This window comes from Lamprobacter sp. (assembly GCF_034860625.1).
Classification (GTDB): Bacteria; Pseudomonadota; Gammaproteobacteria; order Chromatiales; family Chromatiaceae; genus Lamprobacter.
Genome location: NZ_JAYESN010000072.1, coordinates 1 through 22,302 on the forward strand (window position 1 = coordinate 1; position 22,302 = coordinate 22,302).

Below are 22,302 nucleotides of genomic sequence, written 5' to 3' on the forward strand. Positions count from 1 at the left end.
GGCTGGCTCTGGCTGGATGGCGCGCGTGCGCGCGAGCTGGCGGTCGGCCTTGCGCAACGGGCCTGCGAAGAGCGGGGCGTGCAACTGCTGGATCAAGCCGTTGCACTGCGTCGGCTGGGCCTACGCTGGCAAGCGCAAGGCCTGCGCCTGCGGCGCGTCTATCGTTTCGAGTTCAGCGAGGGAGGCGTCGGGCGACGCACCGGTTACTTGGTGCTGGTTGGGCTTGATCTGATCGACCTGAGCCTTGGGCTGCCGCAGCGGAGTGACGACGCCTGATCAGCAGACGCAACCACACCGCTCAGCTGAGGTGAAGGTGCGCCACCGGCTCGCGTAAGCGAGCAAGCCTAGCTACTTGACGACTCGAAGCGCAGGTCGCTTGGCCTTGTCGCCTGGCCCCTCAGTCGGGCCTTTGTCATCCTCGGATTGCTCGGTGCCTTCTTCATCCGCGGGCGATGATGCAGCGTCATCCTGCTCTGGAAACAACATACCCTGGCCATTTTCCCGTGCGTAGATGCCAAGCACGGCTGGCACCGGGACTTCGACCGGGAAGGACTGGCCTCCAAAACGCGCCGAAAATAAGATCGCCTCGTTGCCAAGCACCAAGCTCTGAACCGCGCTTGCGGCCACATTCAGTACGATGCGTCCATCGGCAACATAGCCACGTGGCACAACCACTCCAGGCTTTTCAGCGTCCACCAGTAGATGCGGGGTAAAATCGTTGTCCGCGATCCATTCGTAGAGGGCGCGAATCAGATAAGGACGGCTGGACGTCATCGGCAGCTCCTAGCGTCTAGGTTAGGCCGGTGACCATCTCGCGCTCGGCCTCGGTCAGGCTGGTGCGAAAGGATGGCCATTCAAAGATGCGTGCCGCATACTCGGTCACCGGGCTGGCGGCTGCAGGCAGCTCAAGCTCGAGCACTGGCAATCGCCACAGCAGTGGCGCGACGCAGCAATCGACAAGGGAAAATTCATCGCTCATGAAAAAACGATTCGCGGCAAAGATCGGCGCCACCGCGACGAGGCTGTCGACAAGCTCCTTGCGGGCCTGATCCGCAGCCGCGGTCTCGCCCATGCGGATGATCCGCATCCGATCGTACCAATCGCGATCGACGCGATAGATAAACAGCCGCGCATTCGCCCGACCAACCGGATCGACCGGCAGCAAAGGCGGATGCGGAAAGCGTTCGTCCAGATATTCCATGACGATCAGCGACTCGTAAAGCCGCAGTTCGCGATCGACCAAGGTTGGAACCGTGCCATACGGATTACAGTCCATAAGCTCATCTGGGAGCGCATGGGCATCTACATCGACAATCTCGATGTTGATCCGCTTTTCCGCAATCACCATCCGAACACGGTGGCAGTACGGACACCTGGGATCAGAGAAGAGCGTCATGGTCGATCGTCTGTTGCCAGCCACTGGCTCTGTTTCCTGACGAAGAGCTTACCGCTGCACGACGGGGAGCACAGAAGCAGGCTACAAATGGTTACCGGGGTCATAATGACAAGGCGCCGCTCTCCCCAGAGACTGGCACCAAGAGAGAAGCATACACCGAAATTCAAGGGTTGGGGTGCGGTAGGTTGGAAACGCGAACAGCGACCCGCAGCCGAAGCTGTTGATCGCTGTTCGCAGGCGTTGCCTGATCGGCGAAGACCCGATCGGTGCTGACAGGGCGGAATCACCCTATCGCGCACCTTGGACGATCAGTCAGTGATCAGTGGGCCATCAGTGCACGTCCTTCCAGAACTCGCGCTTCATGTAGAAGGACAGGATGAACATCAGGCCAAGGAACAACAGCACATACAGACCAAGCTGCCGACGTTCGAGCTTTGAGGGCTCACCGGCATAGGTCAGGAAGTTGGTCAAATCCCTGACCATCAGATCGTACTCGGCCGGCGTCATGAGCCCAGGCTCGACCAGTTTGACGCCGATCACATGGCCATCGCCCTCGCCGTGGCCATGCCCACCAGCATAGACCGGTGCCTGCACACCTTGAAGATGCGCGAACGGATGTGGCATGCCAACGTCCTGGAACACCAGGTTGTTGACCCCGTAAGGCCTCGATTCGTCAACGTAATACGCCTTCAGGTAGCTATAGACCCAATCCGGCGAACGCCAACGTGTCACCAAGGTGAGATCCGGGATCTCGGTGCCGAACCACTTCTCGCCGTCGCTCGACCGCAGCGCATTGGTCATCATGTCAGCCGGCTTGGTATCGCCGAACAGCAGATTCGAACGCAGCTCATCATCAGGGATGCCTAGGTCATCAGCCATGCGCTGGTAGCGCATGTACTGCAGTGAGTGACAGCCCATACAGTAGTTGACGAAGTACTTGGCACCGCGCTGTAGGGAAGCCTTGTCTTTCAGGTCAATGTTGGCGTCCTGCAGCGCGGGGCCGTGACCGCTGGCAGCGATCGCGGCGAGCGGCGAAAGCAACAGGAGCAGAGCAAAGATCGCATTTCTCATGAGGTGACCCTCTCCGGAACCGGCTTCGTCTTTTCAAGCTTCGTGTAGATCGGCATCAGCAAGAAGAAGGAGAAATACACGACCGTAAAGATTTGCGCGAGCAGGGTATAGAGGTCACTTGACGGCATCAGACCAAGATAGGCCAAGACGACGAAAGACACCGCAAAGGCCCCTAGGAAAATGCGCGACAGTATCCCCTTATAGCGCATCGACCGAACCGGGCTGCGATCCAGCCAAGGCAGGAGGAACATGATCAGGATGGCTCCGAACATCACCACCACGCCTGGGAACTGTGAGCCACCAATTGGTGGGACGGCGCGCAACATGGCGTAGTAAGGCGTGAAATACCAGACCGGTGCAATATGCTCAGGAGTCTTCAGCGGATCAGCTGGCTGGAAGTTTGGCGCCTCTAGGAAGAGACCGCCCATGTCTGGCGCATAGAAGACCACCAGCGAGAAGATCGCCAGGAAGACCGTCAAACCCATGATGTCCTTGACCGTGTAGTACGGATGGAAAGGAATACCATCGGCTGGCTTGGTCGAGTCCCACTTGTTGCCTTTCGGCCCCTTCTTGATCTCGACACCATCAGGGTTGGTCGAGCCGACCCGATGCAAGGCGACGATATGCAGAAACACCAACGCCACGAGCAGGAAGGGGATGACGAAGTGGAAGGCGAAGAAGCGGTTCAGAGTCACATCCGAGATGACGTAGTCGCCACGCACCCAGGTTGAGAGATCCGCACCCACTTCTGGCACGGCCGCAAACAGGTTTACGATCACCTGCGCGCCCCAGTACGACATCTGCCCCCAAGGCAAGAGATAGCCAAAGAACGCGGTCGCCATCATCGCCAGGTAGATCACCACACCGATGATCCAGAGCAGCTCACGGGGGTTCTTGTACGAGCCCCACATCAGTCCGCGGAACATGTGCAGGTAGACCAGGATGAAGAAGAAAGAGGCGCCGGTGGAGTGGATGTACCGCAACAGCCAGCCCCAGTTGACATCCCGCATGATGTACTCGACCGAGGCAAAGGCCTCGGCGGCGGAAGGCTTGTAGGCCATCGCCAGCCACAGACCGCTGACGATCTGGATGATCAGCACGACCAGGGCCAACGAGCCAAAAATCGACCAAAGCCCCATGTTCTTAGGTGCATAGTATTCGGCCAGATGCTCGTTCCAAACGTGCATGACCGGAAAACGTTTATCCAGCCAACCGAGAAATCCTCTCGGCGCTGTATCGACCGTCTCAACGCTCATCAGGCGGCTCCTGCTTCATCCTCACCGATAAGGATGGTGGATTCGTTCAAGTAGGTATGTTTCGGGATGACGAGATTCGTCGGCGCCGGAACCCCTTTGTAGACCCGACCTGCCAGGTCGAACTTCGACCCATGGCAAGGGCAGAACCAACCACCCTTCCAGTCGGCGCCGAGATCATCCGGTGCCACCTCGGGGCGATAGGTCGGCGAGCACCCAAGATGGGTACAGATACCGATCGCGACGAAGTAACGCGGCTTGATCGATCGCAGTGGGTTCTGGCAGTACTCCGGCTGTTGCGTCGCAAGCTCGGAGCCTGGATCGACCAACTTGGAGTCCAGCGTTGGCAGCGACTCGATCATCTGGTCGGTGCGATTCACCACCCAGATCGGCTGCCCGCGGAATTTGACGCGCAGCAGCGCGCCGGGTTCCAGCTTGCTCACATCCGCCTCGACCGGGGCACCCGCGGCACGCGCTTTGGCGCTCGGGTTCATGGAGGAGATGAATGGGACGGCCACAAAGCCGACGCCGACGGCACCGACTGCGCTCGTTGCGGCGACGAGGATGCGCCTGCGGCTCTTATCCGTGCCTTGTTCGTTCATGCGTATGTCGACCCCTCGCTAGGCTCGATGAACGACCTCCCGCGCGACGAGACGGTCGAACAGTCTGATGATGAAAATAAGAATATCGCTAAGCTTTGCATAACCGACCGCGCATTCTCCATGAAGCGGCCAACCTAGGTCAAGAAAAGCACCCCACTGATCAGGGTTTTAGAGCGATCGATCTGAAGGCTCTATTTAAGCCGACGACGCCCAAAGAAACCACGACAAAGGTCAAAAACCGGCAAGACACATGGATTTAGCGACCCTCAGATCGGCTTCAGGGGCATTGGCTAAACGGGATTCTCGATCTCGACGAACTGGTGCTCGATCCCGAAGATCCCAGCCAACTCGGCGCCAAGGGCCTGCACGCCGTACCGCTCAGTGGCGTGGTGACCCGCCGCGAGGTAATCGATCCCGAGCTCCCGCGCCAGATGCACAGTCTGCTCCGAAACCTCGCCACTCAGATAACAATCCACTCCCAGTGCGGCCGCTCGCTCAATCGCATTCTGCGCCGCACCCGTACACCAGGCAACGCGATGCAAGGGACGGTCGACCACAGCAATGTGCAAAGGTTCGCGCCCAAGCGCTTGACCGACCTGCTCGGCAAACCGGGCGCCAGTCATCGGCGCGGCCAGGGCGCCCGACCAGAGCAGTTCATCGGCGTCCGCACTCGGCTGCGCATCGACCAGCCCGAGCCGCAGCCCAAGCTGCCGATTGTTGCCGAGCTGTGGATGCGCATCTAACGGGAGATGATAGGCCAACAGGCTGATGTCGGCCCGCATCAGCGCGCGAATACGTCGCCCTTTCACCCCGGTCAGCGGTGCTGCCTCGCCCTTCCAGAAGAACCCGTGATGCACCAAGAGGGCATCCGCTTCTGCCTCAATGGCGGCATCCATCAAGCGCTGACAGGCGGTGACGCCGGTTAGCAGACGACGGATCGGGCGCCTACCTTCAACCTGTAGCCCATTCGGGCAATAGTCACTGAAACGCTCGACCCCGAGCAACAGGTTGCAGTGGTCGGCAAGCTCGACAGCAGAGGTCATCGTGGTTTATTGCAAGGCAGCTGTAGCGGTAAGATGCGGCCGAGATGGGTCGACATGCGATCCCTCCAGAGCCCAGGTAGCTGAGTCGGATGCGTCCGAGAACCCACAGTATCGCACTAACCCTGGTTGGCTTCACGGCCGGAGCCGCCGTTGTGTATGCGCTCGATCAGCTGCCATCGATCAAGGGGGTACCTGAACCCAGCCAACAGGCGCAGGATGCTAGCCCGGTCGCCAGCTCGCCCTCAGCTCCTGGCTTCGCGGATGCCGTTGCCGCAGCCGTACCCGCCGTCGTCAAGATCCTTGCGACGGGCGCCGACGGTCATGGATCTCGGCTCAGCGGGCCGCCCAGGACTGAGATGCAGGCCGCAAGCCTCCTTGGCGCGCAACCTGGTCGGGCTCAGACCAGCGTTGGCTCCGGGGTGGTGATTGCCAGCCAAGGGTTGATTGTCACAAACGGCCACGTCGTGCGTGATCGCGACGAGATCAGGGTCGAGTTTGTCGATGGTCGAAGCCTTTCCGCTGAGCTGCTGGGTATCGATGATGCCACCGATCTCGCCGTGCTACGAGTCCCGCTGCCGGGCCTAGCGCCGATCTCCCTCGGTGATCCAAGCAAGCTGCGCGTCGGCGATGTGGTCCTGGCGATCGGCAATCCTTATGGCATCGGCCACACCGTCAGCCTCGGCATCGTCTCCGCCACCGGCCGCTCACGCCTCGGCCTCACCGAGATCGAAGACTTCATCCAGACTGACGCCGCCATCAATCCTGGCAATTCAGGGGGCGCCCTCGTTGACAGCAACGGCCGGTTAGTCGGTATCGCGACCGCCGGGCTGAGCGAAAGTGGCCATGCCGAAGGCGTTGGTTTTGCCATTCCATCCACCCTGGTGATGCGAGTGGCCGAGTCGATCGCCAAACAGGGTCATGTCGACCGGAGCTGGATCGGGCTAGGCGGCCGCAGCGTCACCCAGGAGCTCGAGCAGCGCTTCGGGCTGCGTGCCTCGAGCGGGGTACTGGTGTCGAGCCTGGTCGAGAACGGCCCAGCGGAAGCCGCCGGGCTGCGTGTTGGCGACGTGATTACCGCCTTCGCGGGCACCGAGATCGCGGATGCTGCGCAGCTTCGGGAACTGATCACGGCCACCGCAACCGAGCGCGAGGTGCCGCTCGTGCTGTGGCGGGGCAGTGAACGCCTCACGATCAGCGTTCGTACCGCTGAATGGATCGCCGGTGATCACGCCGCGAGAGTCCATACTCAACCCAAGCCGAGCAATGCTAATGGTCTCCATCATCAGGCCCGAATCGACGTCAACCGCCATTGGCATCAGGAGCAGCCCTGCCCACCCCCTGGTGGCGACTGCTGAGGTCCGCGGCCTCAAGGTTGACCGGGATACAAGGGCGCAAGCTGATCAGCCTGCGTGCGTGCAGGCTCGGCGGGGCCAGCCAGCCCCCTCTTGACCGCTGCCCACAAGGCCTCTCCGCGCCAAATAGGCTGTCCCTTGACCGACCCATAGAGCGCGCGCTCAAGGGCGCGGATTTCCGCGCTACCGCGCTCGGCTCGATCGGCCAAGGCGCCCAAGCCACGCGGCGGATCTTCGGACCAGAGCGAGCCGGCCCAGGCGAGTAAAGCGGTGGCCGCCGCCTGCGGGTCATCGCGCTCACAGGCGCCACGCAGCGCATCGCGGGCACGGCGCGCCTGGACTGCTGGCTTGTCCTCGACCTGGCTCTGTTGCGGACCCTGTGACTCGCCAGTCGGCGCCCGCCTCAGCGAGAACCGCTGCCGACGCCACAGGAAGACGATACCGCCCGCGCTCAAGAGCAGGGTTGCGATCAGGCTGACCAGGCTGCCGAGACCTCGCTTCCAACCCGCAACAGCAGCTGACCCCTCAGAAGCCTCAATAACCTCCACAGAGTCCGCCAGCCCCGCGGCAGCGCCTGAAGCCCCCGTAGGCCGTGTTTGTCGCGCTGCGTCGGCCTCCGCTGCTGTCAGCGCTGACGCCTTGGGTGTGGCAGCAGCAACCGCCCCAGCCACATCCAGCACGCGTGCCGGAACCCTCGCCCTGCGCTCCTGATCGGCTTGGATGTCCCACCAAGGCACCTCGATGCTCGGTAGCTCAACCGCACCCCCCTGGGTCGGGATCAGGGTCAGTTGCTGGCGGCTGATGCCGATCAGGTTCTCGCCATCACTGCGCGTCTCGGACTCGGTTCTCCCCGGATAAGCGCGGAAGCCGGGCGGCGCCGGAACCTCAAGCTCAGGAATCTGATTGCCCGCTAGCCCTCGCGCGGTCAGGGTCAGGGTCCGGGTCGCCGGCTCACCAACCACAAGTCGCGGCACCTCGCCACCATCCGCTGGATTCCAGGAGTCAGTCACCTCCAGCGCCGTTGCCGGTAGCCAGTGCTCACCGCTGAAGCCCTCACCGCTTGGCGCCACCTCCAAGGTCAGCGCCTGCGACTGGGCGCGCGCTAGCTCGCCGCGCTCGAACAGCGAGCCTGGTGAGCCAAGGTTCAGGCCGCCCAGCATGCGCTCCAACCTTGGATCATCAAACAGATCTGGCATACCAGGCATCGCCAGTGAGCCGGGCCGGCGGCTCGCGTTGCCCTGAAGCTCGGCCTCGAAGAGGATCGGAGGGATGCGTAGGGCTCCACTGCGCTCTGGATTCAGGGTATAGCGCCGCTCAATGACCCGATACTGCTGGCCAGCACGCATCGTCAGGCTGCCTTGGTCGCGGCCAATCTGATTCAGCACCGCTCCCTCGATCGGCGGCATCTCGATGGCATAGTCGAGCAAGGGTCGAGCGCTGTAGGCACGCACGACCAGCGGCACCTGCTGCTGCACGACGAGCTTTTCCGAAGCCGAGTCCGCGTCTTGATCAGGACCTGGTGCAGTGCCTTGCTCAAGCCCCCCATCGGCCGCTCCCCTGGGGTCAGCACCGACCTCCACCTCAAGCCAAACCAGATCCCCAGGAGCTCCCAGACCGCCCTCGGGCACCGCCTCAACCAACAGACTCAGCGGCGCGGTCGTCGCCGAGCCGACCTGAATCGCCGGAATACTCAGACGACCTAAGCGCTTCGGACGCAAAGCCACCTGCCAGCTGGTCTTATCGGAGCGCTGACCGTTGATGAATTGCATCTGCTGCGAGGTGCTGACGCCACCTACATCAAAATCATCATCCAAGACGCTCAGGTCGGGCTCCTGGCCAAAGGTGCGCTCTGCAACCTCGATCGTCAACAACACCGGGTCACCCTCGTAGACCTGGCTCTGGTTGAGCACCGCGCGCGCTTCGGCGGCTAGCCCCAGACTGGGGATGAGCAGGCTGACCACCAGCAGCCAACGCAGTAGGCTCAAGAGGGTGCTCGATAAGGGCTTCGATAAGGGGCTCAACGAGGGGCTCGATTTGGAGCTCAACAAGGGGCGAGCGATGGCGGCAAGGCCAGCAGCCCATCCCTTCCCGAGCTTTGATTTAACCTCTGCCTTACCAAGCGGTTGTTTGGCCTCGGTAACGGCTGCTCGCTGGGTCCGCTGAAGACCCTTGGGCAAGAACCAGACTGGCGCTTGCGGCCAGAGCATGCCGAGCCTGCCGCAGATGTCAGCAGAGGCGGAGCAGGCGGGTCGATCGCAGTGCAAAGCATTCATCACCATCACCAGGGCTGTCCGGAAGCGGGCAGGTCCGTCGCGCCCTGCCGGGTCTGATACTGATAGAGGAATTTTCGTCGCAGCAGCTCGGCTGGATCATCCGGGATGCGCCGCAGCCACTGATCCGCGGCTTGGCGCGCCTCGCGCTGCTCGGTGTCTAGCGTCGCACTGGCATCCGCTAGGGAAGGCTCTTGACTGTCCGCGGAGACTTGATCGCGGGCAGCGTCACCCTGTGCAGACTGCGCGCTTGCCGCCTCATCCTGGTAATCGGCAGCCGCTTGCTCAGTGCGCGCACTCCTCTCCGCTGCCGTCTCATCCGCAGGCGGTGTCGGGTCCTGGCTCGCATTGGCACCCTTTGAGTCATCGGCGCCCGTTGGGTCACCCGTCGTATCGGACCCAGCCGCGGAGGGGCTTGCCTGAGACTCAGCTGCACTCTCGCTCGCCGGCTGATCGGCTGAAGCCTGATCTGCTGCCGAGCGACCATCGGAGCCCGGTTGCCCGTCTTGCTGATCGGCCGCCGAATCCGCATCAGGCTGATGAGGCTGATGAGGCTGTTGTGCCTGCTCTCGCAGCGCGGCCTCGACCTGCTCGCGGTTATAGGCTGCGTCCGCCAATGTCGGGTCGCGTGCTAGCGCCTCATCGTAAGCGGCTAAAGCGGCCTCTAGCTCGCCACTGCGGGCCAGCGCATTAGCACGATTATAGTGATCGACGGCCGCATCGCCGGCGCCAAAACGCGCGGCCGCATCCTGGTAATCCCCGAGCCGATAGGCGGCGCTGCCCGCCCGCGCCGGAGCCTTCGCCAAGGCCCGTGCCTGCTCCAGCTCACCCGCCGCAAAGGCTTGCGCCGCTTGTTGATCTTGGCGCTGCCAGAGGTCCGGCCAGCCGAAGGCCCATGCTGGCTGCGGCAGCATCAGCGTTCCCGGTCCCAGCACAAGCAGCAGCGCCATCAGCCAGCCACGCCGAAATGCGAGCGCGGCCAATGGCAGCAACAGTACTGCCACCCAAGGGCCAAGCTCGTTCCAACGCTCAGCCAACAGGGGGTCAGCTTCAGCCAGCGCACGCGGGCGGGCACTCGGATCGTTGAGCACCTGATCGAGATCATGATCGCTGCTGCTGAGCGTTGCATAGCGACCCGCTCCAGCATCCGCCAGTTGTTCCAGTGCCGGGATATCCAATCGGCTCATCACCGGACCCGTTGAGGTCGTGACACCTGGTACCGGCGCACCCTCCGCAGTGCCAACACCGATCACCGCAAGCGCATGTCCGGCATCAGTCAACTGCTCGGCCATTGCCAGCGCGCTTGCGCCGCCCGCATCGTCGGTCAGCAGGATGATCTCGCCGTTGCGCGCGCCGGCTTGGCGCAGCAGGTCAAGGCCGAGCTCAATGCCTCGGTCTGGGCGACTCCCCTGAACCGGCATGATCTGCGGACTCAATGCCTCCAGCATGGCGCGAATGGTTTCCGCATCATCGGTCAGGGGCGAGACGGCAAAGGCGTCGCCCGCATAGACCACCAGCCCAACCTGACCATCGGCGCTTCGACTGAGGATGTCGGCGATCTTATAGCGCGCCCGCTCCAGACGCGATGGACTGAGATCCGCGGCCAACATCGAGCGCGATAGGTCCAGCACCACGACCCGCGCCGCATCGCTGCGGAAGGCCGGCACCGGCTGCCGCTCGAAGGTCGGGTTGGCCAATGCCACCACCGCGATCAGCCAACCAACGGCCAATAGCATCAGGGGCAGCCGGCTGCCGGGTCCGGCACTGCCGATCGTCAAAACCCTCAGCAAGCGCGGATCGATGACGCGACGCCAGGCCGAGACCCCAGCCTCGGCACGCCAGCCAAGCCACAGCAGTAGCCCGAGCGGGATCATGGCCAGAAACCACAGTGGCTCAATGAAATGAAACTCGCTCATGAAGCTCATGAAAACGACTCCCTAACGCAAATCTCGATCAGTCGCCCGCAATCCGTTGACCCCAGGCGGTAGCGCCGAGCGAGCGATCCGGTTGACAACCCACCTCGCACCCATCCTGCTAGCCCTGACGCCGCGTCAGTGCCTGCTGAATAGCTTCGATCAGGCCAACAGGACCAATCGCCAGCAGAGCCGTCAGCAGCAGCGCGGCACCTAGCGGCCAGACAAAGAGCTCGCCAACTGGCCGAAACCTCTGTTGATCGGACTCGACCGGCTCCAGCTCATCGAGCACCGCGTAGATGCCTTGCAGCTCGCGCACATCGCGCGCCCGGAAATAGCGTCCACCGGTGCGCTCAGCAATCGCCGACAAGGTCGCCTCGTCGATCGGGTTGCGACCCATGCTCAGGCCAAAGGCGCCAAAACCGGCGCGCGGATCAGAGCCAATGCCGATGCTGTATATCCGCACTCCAGCCTCTTCCGCCAACTCCGCCGCCTTCAATGGTGCGATGCTGCCGGCTGTGTTAGCACCATCGGTCAAGAGCACCAGCACTCGCTCCTCGGTTGGCTGATCCCGTAAGCGCTTCACCGCAAGCCCAATGGCGTCACCGATCGCGGTCTCGCGCCCGGCTAGACCGACCGCCGATTCGAACAGCAGCGTGCGTGCCGTTGCGCGATCGAAGGTCAGCGGTGTTTGCATGTAAGCTTGTTGGCCAAATAGGATGAGACCGACGCGATCACCCTCGCGGCGTTCGATGAAGTCGCCGGCAACCGCCTTGACCGCCATCAGCCGATCGACCCACTGCCCACCGATCACCATATCCTCTTCGGTCATAGATCCCGAGATATCGACCGCCAACATCAGATCGCGACCGGCCATCGGCAAGGCCACCGGCTCACCCAGCCACTGCGGACGGGCAGCAGCAAGCACCAACAATAGCCAGGCCAGCAGCGCCAGCAGCAGCGTCCAGCGCCGCGGCACCGCCAGGGCATGATCTTGACCTCTGCTGAGCAGGCGATAAAAGGGCACTCTCAGGGCCGAGGGGGCCGCCGCCTCAGCGCGCGGCAGACCAAGACGCACCAGCCAAGGCAGTGGCAATGCCAGCAGCAGCCAGGGCCAAGCCAGATTGATCTCGAGTCCCGGAATCAATCCCGCCATCAACTGTTCCTCCGCAGCCAGTCGCGGACAACGACCCTCAGCGCTTGGGTATCAGCCTCTTTGCTGAAGACCTCTGCTGGCGGGGCATAGGCGCCCTCCGCCAGCACTCGGCCAGGGCCTCCAGTAAAGCGGCCATCACCGCCACTGCGATCGAGAAACGTCAGCCAGGCCTCACCGGTCAAGGCCGCTACCTCGGTGCGCGGGTAACGGCTCAGCGCGACCCGCTTGAGCAAGGCCGACAGCGCCGCGACCAGGGCTGGTCCACGCAATCCCGAGCCTTCCAAGCGATCGAGCTCAGCCAGAATGTGCTGCCGCCGGCGCCATCCTCGGTACTGCGTCCAGCCCAGCCGTCCGAGCCAGAGCATCACCGCCAATAACAGTGCGAACAACAGCCACCAACCGGGCGCTGGCGGCCAAAATCCCGGCTCAGCAGGCAGGTGAATATCGCGCAGGTCGAGACTTGCGCCTAGCTGCTCGGCGGGATTCGCGGCCGGAGCGGCAACCTGCGCCTGCATCGCCTCGCCAGGATCGGCGGATTGCGCTGCTTGCGCCGGCGCGGCTGTTGCGACATCGCTACCTTCGCGCGCCATGATCAAATGCCTCCAGCCAAGAGGCCCCCAGCCGACCAGCCGATCGGCTCGGCTTGGGCATCCAGCGCGCCGCGAAGGCCATCAGGTCCGGCCAGCAGCTGAGCCAAGCGTGCTGCCGGATCATCGGTAGTCAAGCACTGCAGCAGACCAATGCCATTCTCAACCGTGAGCTGACGAACGCCTTGGTGATGGCGTGCAAGCTCGCGAGCATAACGCTCGCGCTCGCCAGGCGAGCGGGTATCGATCATCGCGCGTCGCCGCCCGTCGCTGATCCCATACCGACCCGGCGGCGGTGGGGCTAGCTCAAGCGGATCAAGCAGCTGGATCGCATTGACATCGCTATGTTGAGCCAAACGGCTGAGATGGTGCTTAGTGTCGGTGTCGGCGCTATAGAAATCCGAGAGCAGAAACACCAGGCTACCAGGCCGTGCCACCCGGCGTAGCCGCAGCAGCGCAGCCGTTAGACCGCTGCCGCTGTTGGCCTGACCGCTCCAGCTCACCTCCGGCGCCCCGGCCTGAGCCAAGGCCCGGATCAGGCGCATCTGACCACGGCGCCCGCCTGCCGGCGACAGCTCCGCATGCTGTCCAGCCTGGGCGGCATCGGTAAACAGCAGCGCCCCGATGCGGTCGCCATGGCTGATCGCGGACCAACCAATCAAGGCCGCCAGACGCGCAGCCTGTACCGACTTGAAGACCCCTTGCGAGGCAAACGACATGCTCGTGCCAAAGTCGACCAGGACCACGACCGGCCGCTCGCGCTCCTCATCGAAGACCTTCACATGCGCATGGCCGCTGCGGGCGGTGATGCGCCAGTCCATATTGCGGATATCGTCGCCCGGCTGATAGTGGCGCGACTCGCGATAGTCCATCCCGCGCCCATGAAAGCGCGAGCGATGCGCGCCAGCCAAAGCCGAGCGCGCGCTCTGGATGCACGCTGGGCGCAACCGCTCCCCGGAAGACCGCAAGGCCACCAGCTCATCGGCATCGACACGATAAACACGCTCATCGTCGCTAAGGCTCACCCTTATGACTCCCAATGCCTAGTCAAATCCAGCTAAGGCTCATAGCGCCCCGCCGAGCCAACTTTACCTTTCGCCCTTCAAATTCACGCTTCATCATTCAAACCATCGGCACCCGTCGGATTAGCTGCGCCACTAGCGCATCCGTGGTCAAGCCTTCGGTTTCGGCGGCGTAGCTGAGCAGGACGCGATGGCGTAGCACATCATAGGCAACCGCATGGCAATCATCCGGCGTCACATAGTCAGCACCTCGCAGCCAGGCACGGGCGCGGGCGCAGCGGTCCAGCGCAATCGTCGCGCGAGGGCTTGCGCCGTAATCGACCATACGCGCCAGCCCTGGGTCATAGGGCGAGGGATCACGGGTCGCCAGCACCAGCTGCACCAGGTATTCCTCGAGATTGTCCGCCATATGCAACGCCATCACCTCGGCGCGGGCCGCAAACACCTGCTCACGACGGATGACCGGCGCCGTGCTGACCCGCTGACGCAGCTGCCCACGCGCCTCGGCGCGCGCGATCTCAAGGATGCTGCGCTCGGTCCTCGGGTCTGGATAGCCGACGCGAACCTGCATCAAGAAGCGATCCAACTGCGCCTCCGGCAGCGGATAGGTGCCTTCCTGCTCGATCGGGTTCTGGGTCGCCATCACCAAGAACGGCTCCGGCAGCGGATAGGTTTGCACGCCAACCGTGATCTGACGCTCACCCATCGCCTCGAGCAGGGCCGACTGGACCTTGGCCGGCGCACGATTGACCTCATCGGCCAGCACCAGATGATGGAACAACGGCCCGCGCTGGAACTGGAACTCGCCAGTCTCGGGCCGATAGATATCGGTGCCGGTCAAGTCGCCAGGCAGCAGGTCCGGGGTGAACTGGACGCGCTGGAAATCGCCCTCGAGGCGCAGGGCCAGCTCCTTGATCGCGGTGGTCTTGGCCAGCCCCGGCGCACCCTCGACCAGCAGATGGCCATCCGCGAGCAGCGCGATCAGCAACCGCTCGATCAACGCATCCTGGCCGACGATGCGCCCGCGCAGATCGGTGCGGACCTGCGCAAACGCCTGCTGCGCCGCGCTTTGTTCAGCGGTTACACCATCGCTCATCGCCATCGCCTGTTCTCCTGTTGCGCAATCGTGTTGAGACCCATGGGTACGCAAGCATACGGGCTCAGCCCTTACCAGCAACGTAACCGAAGATTACCAACCGTTAAGATTGTGCTTGAGGCGCCCGCTTAAGATGGCCGCTTAAGACGGGGCCTCAGGCACCGGCTTAAAGCGCTGAATCGCACTCTGCCATAACATCGACATTCAGTCGCAGGGTGATACCATCAGTGCGCCCAAACCGGTGCGCCCAAACGCATGAGCGCTTGACCTCTGCTTGAACTCTTGGAGCTTGACCATGGCGCCCGTTGACCCCCGCTGCGACCTCATCTACGCCATCGAGCGCTGGAGCGAGGGCTATTTCGAGATCGGCCCAGACGGCCATCTCTGCGCCCGCCCCCATCCCGGTTCCGAGACGCGCATCGATCTTGTCCAGCTCGCCGACAGGCTTCGCGATGCCGGGCTCTCGTTGCCGGTGCTGGTGCGCTTCGACGACATCCTGCGTCATCGCGTGCATCGGCTCCAAGGCGCCTTTGCCGCGGCCATCGCTGCGCACGACTACCAAGGCCAATATCGGCCGGTCTACCCGATCAAGGTCAACCAGCAGCGCAGCGTGGTGCGAGCCTTGCTCAGCGCCGGCGGGCTTGGGCTCGAGGCCGGCAGCAAGCCGGAGCTGATGGCGGTGCTGGCACTCGTACCACCCGGCCAGCCCGTCATCTGCAATGGCTACAAAGACCGCGAATACATCCGCCTGGCGCTGATCGGCCGTCGCCTCGGGCTCGCGGTCCATATCGTCATCGAGAAGCCTTCGGAGCTTGATCTGGTGCTAGAAGAGGCCGAGCGGCTCGGGGTCGAGCCGGCCATCGGCGTGCGCATCCGCCTCGCCGCCGCGGCCGCTGGCAACTGGCAGAACAGCGGCGGCGACAAGGCCAAATTCGGCCTCTCGGCGAGCCAGCTGCTGGCGCTGGTCGAGCGCCTGCGCGCCGTCGATCGGCTGCCCTGGCTGCGGTTGCTGCACGCGCATCTGGGCTCGCAGATCCCAAGCCTCGAGGACATCCGCGCCGGCGTCGCCGAGCTGGGCCAATTCTACGCCGCGCTGCATGCGCTCGGCGCCGCGCCGCACATCCTCGATCTCGGCGGCGGACTCGGCGTCGACTACGAGGGCAGCCACACCCGCGCCTACTGCTCGATGAACTATCGCGCCGAGGACTACGCCGAGGCCATCGTCTCGACCATCGGCTCGCTCTGCGCCGAGCATGCACTGCCCGAGCCGGACCTGATCACCGAATCCGGGCGCGCGCTGAGCGCCCATCATGCGGTGCTGATCACCGATGTCGCCGATCGCGAGCGGGCCAGCGATGAGGGTGCGGACGTTGGAGCGCACCGGCAGCTCGATCCTGCCGCATCGCGACCAGTCACAGGGGCAGACCCGCAGCCTGATACGCTGCCCGCTCACGAGGTTGCAACCACCACCGACGCCCTCGAATCCGAACTCGAGCGCCTCGAGCGCGCACTGCGCGAGGCCACCGAGGCCCCGGCGCTGGCCGTCCATGAGGCCGCCGCCGCCGCAGTCCAAGCGCTGCGCCAGCGTTTCGCCGCTGGCCAGCTCGGCGCGCATGGATTGATCGCCCGAGCGCGCGCCGATGAGCTGTTCATCGCCTGCTGTCGCACGCTGCGCCCGCGTCTCTCGCACGCCAATCGCCGCCAGCGCGCGGTGCTCGAGCAGATCGACGCCCTGCTCGCCGACAAGCTGTTCTGCAACTTCTCGCTGTTCCAATCGCTGCCCGATGTCTGGGCCATCGATCAGATCTTCCCGATCTGCCCTTTGCAGCGGCTCGACGAGGCACCGACCGAGCGCGGCGTGATCCATGACCTGACCTGCGACTCCGACGGCTGCATCGCCCACTATGTCGATCAGGACGGCATCGAGGCGAGCTTGCCGGTGCATGCGTTCGATCCGCAACGCGAGACCTACCTGCTCGGCTTCTTCCTGGTCGGCGCCTATCAGGAGATCCTGGGCGACATGCACAACCTGTTCGGCGACACCGATGCCGTCGCGATCGAGATCGACGATGACCAGCCCGAGGGCTGGCGCCTGCTCGAACTCGAGCATGGTGATTCGGCCGATGAACTCTTGGCCAGGGTGCATTTCGAGCCGCGGGCGCTGCTCGCCCAGTACCGTCGCCGCCTCGACGGCGCCGTGCTCGCGCGCGAGACGCGCGAGCAGTTCTACTCCGAACTCAAGGCCGGACTCTATGGTTACACCTATCTCGGGCGGTTGTAGGCATCGACCTAGTAGCGCGCTGTGGTCCTTGCATTATGTTAGTTTCAGGCGCCGATTGATGAAAAAATCGTCAACGCTACATTATGCCTAATAATTCAATATTTTGATGCTCTAACATTAGAGATAGTTCAGAAATCAATTCACCCCAACGAGGATGAAAATCAGGGTTATCGTTTAGCGGTGAGTTCTGAGAGAAGTTTTCCGGTTCTTGTGCAATTTGTGCTACGAACCAATCTGATAAATCTTGATTAAATTCAGAGGCATTGCTAAACATCCAACTCATATCGTTGACTCTCGATGTGTCCCATTGACCGATATCTTGATTAAACAAAGCCGCTCTGTTGAACATCCAGCTCATATCAGTCACCTTTGACGTATCCCACTGACTGATATCCTGGTTAAACGACGAAGCATTACTAAACATAGCATTCATGTCAACGACTTTTGATGTGTCCCATTGACCGATATCTTGATTAAACAGTGAGGCACTGCTAAACATCGAACTCACATCTGTTACCCTCGAAGTATCCCACTGACTGATATCCTGATTGAATGACGAAGCATTGCTAAACATTCGACCCATATCGGTGACTCTCGAAGTATCCCATTGACCAATGTCTTGATTGAATGAAGCCGCCCTGCTGAACATCCAGCTCATATCAGTCACCTTTGACGTATCCCACTGACTGATATCCTGATTGAACGATAAAGCACTACTGAACATCGAACTCATATCCGTCACGCTGGAAGTATCCCACTGGCCAATATCTTGATCAAATGATGAAGCGCTATTAAACATCGAGCCCATATCAGTTACACTCGAAGTGTTCCATTGACCAAGGTCTTGGTTGAATGACTGAGCATTGCTAAACATTCGACCCATATCGGTGACTCTCAAAGTATCCCATTGACCAATGTCTTGATTAAAAGAAGCCGCCCTACTGAACATCCAGCTCATATCAGTCACCTTTGATGTATCCCACTGACTGATATCCTGATTGAACGATGCTGCACTATTGAACATCGAGCCCATATCAGTAAGACTCGAAGTGTCCCACTGACTGATATCCTGGTTGAAGGATGAAGCGTTGCTAAAAATTCGATTCATGTCAACGACATTCGAGGTGTCCCACTGACCGATATTTTGATTAAATGAAGTCGCTCTACTGAACATCCAGCTCATATCATTGACATTTGACGTATCCCATTGACTAATATCCTGATTAAACGATGAAGCACTACCGAACATCCAGTACATATCAGTAACGCTTGAAGTATCCCAATAACCAATATCTTCGTCAAAACCACTAATTCCATAAAAAAGCCTTGACATATTAGTCACTTGAGATGTGTCAATATTGTATTCCGAGTCTCCAAAAGTATACAAAATCCCTTCATGCTCAATAGTATAGCTACTATCATTTACTGCATGACGCAACTGCTCTTCAGTGACGATCAAGTAATCAATAGATTCCGATGGATTTAAGATTTCTTGCTCTGCGTATTCCTTGGCTTCTGTAACACGCTCTCCATAATCAAATGGTGAATTAGGCCGCTGATTAGGATCAGCAGTTGCAACAAAAGTGAAAACAGATAGTAAATTACCAAAAGCATTACTATATTCAACGTGCTCGGTATCTTTATCCACAGTCAACTGACGACTCAAGATCCGAGCAAAAATATCGGATAAAGCCGCCGACAATTCGGCACCATCAGCCAGGTGTTGCATCGCGGTGTCTACAAAAATACGCTCTTTGCTCATCAGTATTCCCTCAAAACGAATTTTAAATTCTATATTAGCTAAGTGAACGCTTCTCAATAGTACCTGATGTTCTCCGTGCGCGCCAATCGCGAATCAGAAACGGCAGATAGAACACGAGGCTGGAAAGCAGCGCCAGGAGCGCAAGCGAGCCTAAGTACCAGGGCCAGGGACCAAGCAGATCCATCAGCGAGGCCTGCTGCGGTTTCTGCGAGAGGAACAGATAATTTGCGTCGAGCAGCAGGTTGAGTGGGGCGATCAGCAGGGCCGCCAGCGCTAGACTGGCAAGCGATTTGAGGATCGAGATCGGCCAGGGGCGAAAGCGATACACTAGCGTCGCGTAGAGCACCCCGATCAGGATCAGCCCATGCCCAATGAAGAAGCTGATCCAGCGGGGATCGGGAAACCCATCCCGCAGGTCTGGTGTCAGCAAGGCCTGCAGGGCGCCGCCCCAGGCCCAAAAATAGACGATCTCATAGGCGCGATAGTGGCGCCAGAGCAAGGTCCAGGCGGTTAGCAGCACGGCGAGACCACAGAGATGCAAGGGCAGGACCCTCGTCCAGGGCTCGCCGTAATACTGCGTGCGTAGCCAGATGCCGACGATTTCCTGCACCAGTAACATCAGTCCCAGAAGTTGCCCGAGATGCACTTGCCAGGACAGGGATAGCCAGCGCCGGGCGGCCAGCGGTAAAGCGCCCCCAACCAGGGCCACCAAGGCGAGCGCGAGCAGATGCGCAGTATCGAACAGGACGAAAGGTGCAGGGTAATGCAACTGAGACTCCGACCTTGCAAGCCATGGAAGAAACATCCGAGCCATTTGAGCGAGCAGACGCGCAAGACAGATGCAGATCAGGCTACAAGCGCCTTATGTGCTCGCGAGCTTTGGAAGCATGATGGTCCGCAGCGGCTCAGGCGCCTCGAGCAGGGGGTTATGACCGACGCCGGGCAGCAGATGCAACCGCAGCGATGGCCGCCAGCGTTCGACTTCGCAGGCCAAGGCGCTGAACTTCGCATCCTCGGCACCGGCGACCCAGTGCAACTCGCCGGGATACTGGATGATGGTCTCGCGCATGTTCGGCATCTCGGCGAGCCCATGCACAGATAACGAGGCCGCAAGCCCGGTTGCGGATTGACTCAGGCGTTGTTCGCGTTGCCGTGCCAGGCGTGACGCGGGCACCAAACTCTGCGTCGCCAACAGCGGCAAGGCCTCCCAGGCCTCGACGAAGGCCGCGATGCCCTGTTGCTCGAGCCGTTCGATCCAGCGTTGATCGGCGGCCCGGCGGCTCGTCCGCGCTTGCGGATCAGCCAAACCAGGATGCGCCGAGAGGATGATCGCGGTGCGGAAACGCTGTGGTGCCAGCCGCAGCAGGCCGAGTGCCAGACGACCGCCGAGCGAATAGCCGACGACCCGATCGATCGAGGCTGGCAAGACCGCGAGCAACCGGTGCAGCGCTTCATCGAAGGCGCCTTCGGGCGCGACGCTGCCACCATGCCCCGGCAGATCGATGGCCAAGGCCGGCTCTGGCCTTGGCTCTGGCCTTGGCTCTGACGCTGGCCCTGGCTTCTGCTTCGGCGCTGGCTCGATCTCCAGTTCTGGCCCTGGCTTTCGCTTCGATCTCAACGCTGTCGTCGGCCAGCAGTGACGCCAATCCTCGGCCAAGCCGGTGAACCCATGCAGCAGCAGGCTTCGCGGCGGCAGATCGGCCTCTCGGCCGCCGATGCGCAGCGCGCGGAAGCCTTGCTCGGCGAGTGCAGCAAACGGGTCGGCAAGTCCCGAGCACGGATCGGCGCCGTTGAGAAACGTTCGCGCTGATTCGACTGGCTTGATCAGCTTGGTCACCTGCCGCTGCACCTCATCGTGCTGATGGTCTTCAGCGCATTGACCGCCGCTGCTCGCAGCGCCTGCGGCTGAGTCTGGACGATTGGCTGGGGTGGTAGTGTATCGCCCTGAGCCCACAGCCTGCGGTGAGTCTGACCGCGCAGGCTTAGCTGGGCGTGCTACTCTTGAAGCTATAAACCGCAGACGACGCAGGTTTTCACAGATTAAAATAATATAAAACAAGGTCTTAGCAGGTTTAACAAGGCCACCCAGCAGGTAAAGCAATGAACGGCTGCAATGTATTGAAATCTCTGCGGTAATCTGCGTCATCTGCGGTTGAAATGCTCTTTTTAGGTTGAACGCTCGGACGCTGTCAATAGGAGCTGTGTGCGATGCGGTTTTTTAATACCGAGGGGCCGGTGCGGGCCGAGATGCATTATCTCCTGCCGCCGCTCACGCGCTGGGATCTGGAGCAGGTGCTCGCGCTGATTGAGCAGCAGAAATATTTCCTGCTCCACGCCCCGCGCCAGACCGGCAAGACCTCCTGCTTGCTGTCGCTGATGGCGCATCTGAACCAGGATGGCCGTTACCAAGCGGTGTACGCGAATCTCGAAGGGGCGCAGACCGCGCGCGAGGATGTCGCCCGCGGCATGCGCACGATCTGCGGCACCATCGAGGCCGCTGCCCGTCTCTACATCGGCGATGAGCGCCTGCACGACTGGACCGAGCAAGCCTGGCAAGCGCGCGGCATCGATGGCGTACTCGCCGGCCTGCTCGAAGCCTGGAGCGCCAACAGCCAGACCCCCGTGGTGCTGCTGCTCGACGAGGTCGACGCCCTGATCGGCGACACCCTCATCGCGCTGCTGCGCCAACTGCGGGCTGGCTATCCCCAGCGTCCGCAGGCCTTTCCCAACACAGTCATCCTCTGCGGCGTGCGCGATCTGCGCGACTATCGCATCCATGCCCGCTCCGAGGCGGCGCCGATCACCGGCGGCAGCGCCTTCAATATCAAGGCTGAGTCCCTGCGCTTGGGCGATTTCAGCGCGGCGGAAACCCGCACCCTGCTGCAAGAACACACTCAAGAAACCGGTCAGGTCTTCACCCCGGAGGCGCTGCAGCAGGTCTGGACGCTCACCCAAGGTCAGCCCTGGCTGGTCAATGCACTGGCCTATCAGGCCTGTTTCCGCTCGCCCGAGGGGCGCGATCGCACGCGTCCAATCGATGCGGCAATGATCGACGCGGCCAAGGAGTATCTGATCTTCAATCGTGTGACCCATCTCGATCAGCTGGCCGATAAGCTGCGTGAGGAGCGGGTGCGAGGCATCATTGAGCCGATGCTGGCCGGCGAGTCGCTCGACAGCGTGCCCCTGGACGATCGTGACTATCTGATCGATCTCGGATTGCTACGTCGAGCGGTTGGCGGTGGCCTGGTGATTGCCAATCCGATCTATCGAGAAGTCTTGCCGCGCATGTTGGCCCTCGGCCCGCAGGATTCCCTGCCGCAGATCAGCCCGACCTGGCTCGATGACCAAGGCCAGCTCGATCCGCAGCGGCTGTTGGCGGCCTTTCTCGACTTCTGGCGCCAGCACGGCGAGCCGCTGTTGAAGAGCGCCCCCTATCATGAGATCGCCCCGCATCTGGTGCTGATGGCCTTTCTGCACCGGGTCGTCAACGGCGGCGGC

At 61.6% G+C, this 22,302-nt stretch carries 19 protein-coding genes; 4 read left to right on the forward strand and 15 right to left on the reverse strand.

The genetic code is table 11. The features are described from left to right. On the forward strand, positions 1-276 hold a 276-nt coding region (locus VBE63_RS16965; protein ID WP_323684204.1), incomplete at its 5' end, for a DUF3301 domain-containing protein. 72 nt (positions 277-348) lie between these two features. Here VBE63_RS16965 and VBE63_RS16970 read toward each other — a convergent pair. The 6 genes from VBE63_RS16970 to VBE63_RS16995 form a co-directional block, all read right to left on the reverse strand. Continuing rightward, positions 349-774 (reverse strand): ClpXP protease specificity-enhancing factor, encoded by a 426-nt coding sequence (locus tag VBE63_RS16970; RefSeq protein ID WP_323684205.1) that lies wholly within the window; start codon positions 772-774, stop codon positions 349-351. A gap of 16 nt (positions 775-790) precedes the next feature. Further along, positions 791-1,396 carry a glutathione S-transferase N-terminal domain-containing protein gene (locus tag VBE63_RS16975; protein WP_323684206.1) on the reverse strand — a complete coding sequence of 202 codons (606 nt, stop codon included), beginning with the start codon at positions 1,394-1,396 and terminating at the stop codon, positions 791-793. 330 nt (positions 1,397-1,726) lie between these two features. Continuing rightward, entirely contained in the window at positions 1,727-2,467 is a 741-nt protein-coding gene (locus VBE63_RS16980; protein ID WP_323684207.1) for a cytochrome c1, read from the reverse strand. After that, the gene (locus VBE63_RS16985; RefSeq protein WP_323684208.1) at positions 2,464-3,723 is read right to left on the reverse strand and encodes a cytochrome b; all 1,260 of its coding nucleotides are present in this window, start codon (positions 3,721-3,723) and stop codon (positions 2,464-2,466) included. Before VBE63_RS16985 ends, VBE63_RS16980 begins: the two co-directional genes overlap by 4 nt. After that, positions 3,723-4,322 carry a ubiquinol-cytochrome c reductase iron-sulfur subunit gene (gene petA / locus VBE63_RS16990; protein WP_323684209.1) on the reverse strand — a complete coding sequence of 200 codons (600 nt, stop codon included), beginning with the start codon at positions 4,320-4,322 and terminating at the stop codon, positions 3,723-3,725. Before petA ends, VBE63_RS16985 begins: the two co-directional genes overlap by 1 nt. 290 nt (positions 4,323-4,612) lie before the next feature. Then, positions 4,613-5,365 carry a Nif3-like dinuclear metal center hexameric protein gene (locus tag VBE63_RS16995; RefSeq protein ID WP_323684210.1) on the reverse strand — a complete coding sequence of 251 codons (753 nt, stop codon included), beginning with the start codon at positions 5,363-5,365 and terminating at the stop codon, positions 4,613-4,615. 89 nt (positions 5,366-5,454) lie between these two features. Here VBE63_RS16995 and VBE63_RS17000 point away from each other — a divergent pair, with 89 nt between their 5' ends. Continuing rightward, positions 5,455-6,720, forward strand: coding sequence for a S1C family serine protease (locus VBE63_RS17000; protein ID WP_323684211.1), 1,266 nt, complete (start codon positions 5,455-5,457; stop codon positions 6,718-6,720). Between the two features lie 11 nt (positions 6,721-6,731). On the opposite strand, the gene VBE63_RS17005 is transcribed toward VBE63_RS17000, so the two are convergent. From VBE63_RS17005 to VBE63_RS17030, 6 genes are all read right to left on the reverse strand, one after another. Further along, complete coding sequence (locus tag VBE63_RS17005) at positions 6,732-8,738, reverse strand: BatD family protein (RefSeq protein ID WP_323684212.1); 2,007 nt, start codon at positions 8,736-8,738, stop codon at positions 6,732-6,734. A 257-nt stretch (positions 8,739-8,995) separates the two neighbouring features. Next, entirely contained in the window at positions 8,996-10,912 is a 1,917-nt protein-coding gene (locus VBE63_RS17010; RefSeq protein ID WP_323684213.1) for a VWA domain-containing protein, read from the reverse strand. A gap of 109 nt (positions 10,913-11,021) precedes the next feature. After that, positions 11,022-12,056, reverse strand: coding sequence for a VWA domain-containing protein (locus tag VBE63_RS17015; RefSeq protein WP_323684214.1), 1,035 nt, complete (start codon positions 12,054-12,056; stop codon positions 11,022-11,024). After that, positions 12,056-12,646, reverse strand: a complete 591-nt coding sequence (locus tag VBE63_RS17020) for a DUF4381 domain-containing protein (protein ID WP_323684215.1) — start codon at positions 12,644-12,646, stop codon at positions 12,056-12,058. The genes VBE63_RS17015 and VBE63_RS17020 overlap by 1 nt, the downstream gene beginning before the upstream one ends. A 2-nt stretch (positions 12,647-12,648) precedes the next feature. Further along, complete coding sequence (locus VBE63_RS17025) at positions 12,649-13,668, reverse strand: DUF58 domain-containing protein (protein WP_323684216.1); 1,020 nt, start codon at positions 13,666-13,668, stop codon at positions 12,649-12,651. Between the two features lie 97 nt (positions 13,669-13,765). Beyond that, positions 13,766-14,767, reverse strand: a complete 1,002-nt coding sequence (locus VBE63_RS17030) for a MoxR family ATPase (protein WP_323684217.1) — start codon at positions 14,765-14,767, stop codon at positions 13,766-13,768. Between the two features lie 289 nt (positions 14,768-15,056). Between VBE63_RS17030 and speA the strand changes: the two genes are divergently transcribed. Then, on the forward strand, positions 15,057-17,042 hold the full coding sequence (gene speA / locus VBE63_RS17035; RefSeq protein ID WP_323684218.1) for a biosynthetic arginine decarboxylase: 1,986 nt from the start codon (positions 15,057-15,059) through the stop codon (positions 17,040-17,042). 76 nt (positions 17,043-17,118) lie between these two features. Here the strand turns inward: speA and VBE63_RS17040 are convergent, their stop codons facing one another. The 3 genes from VBE63_RS17040 to VBE63_RS17050 all read right to left on the reverse strand — a co-directional run bounded on the left by VBE63_RS17040 (position 17,119) and on the right by VBE63_RS17050 (position 20,641). Continuing rightward, entirely contained in the window at positions 17,119-18,804 is a 1,686-nt protein-coding gene (locus VBE63_RS17040; RefSeq protein WP_323684219.1) for a BspA family leucine-rich repeat surface protein, read from the reverse strand. 34 nt (positions 18,805-18,838) lie between these two features. Then, on the reverse strand, positions 18,839-19,573 hold the full coding sequence (locus VBE63_RS17045; protein ID WP_323684220.1) for a TIGR02206 family membrane protein: 735 nt from the start codon (positions 19,571-19,573) through the stop codon (positions 18,839-18,841). A gap of 93 nt (positions 19,574-19,666) precedes the next feature. Further along, positions 19,667-20,641 (reverse strand): alpha/beta fold hydrolase, encoded by a 975-nt coding sequence (locus VBE63_RS17050; protein ID WP_323684221.1) that lies wholly within the window; start codon positions 20,639-20,641, stop codon positions 19,667-19,669. 371 nt (positions 20,642-21,012) lie between these two features. On the opposite strand from VBE63_RS17050, the gene VBE63_RS17055 reads away from it, so the two are divergent. Next, the coding region (locus VBE63_RS17055; protein ID WP_323684222.1) for an AAA-like domain-containing protein at positions 21,013-22,302 on the forward strand (1,290 nt) is incomplete at its 3' end.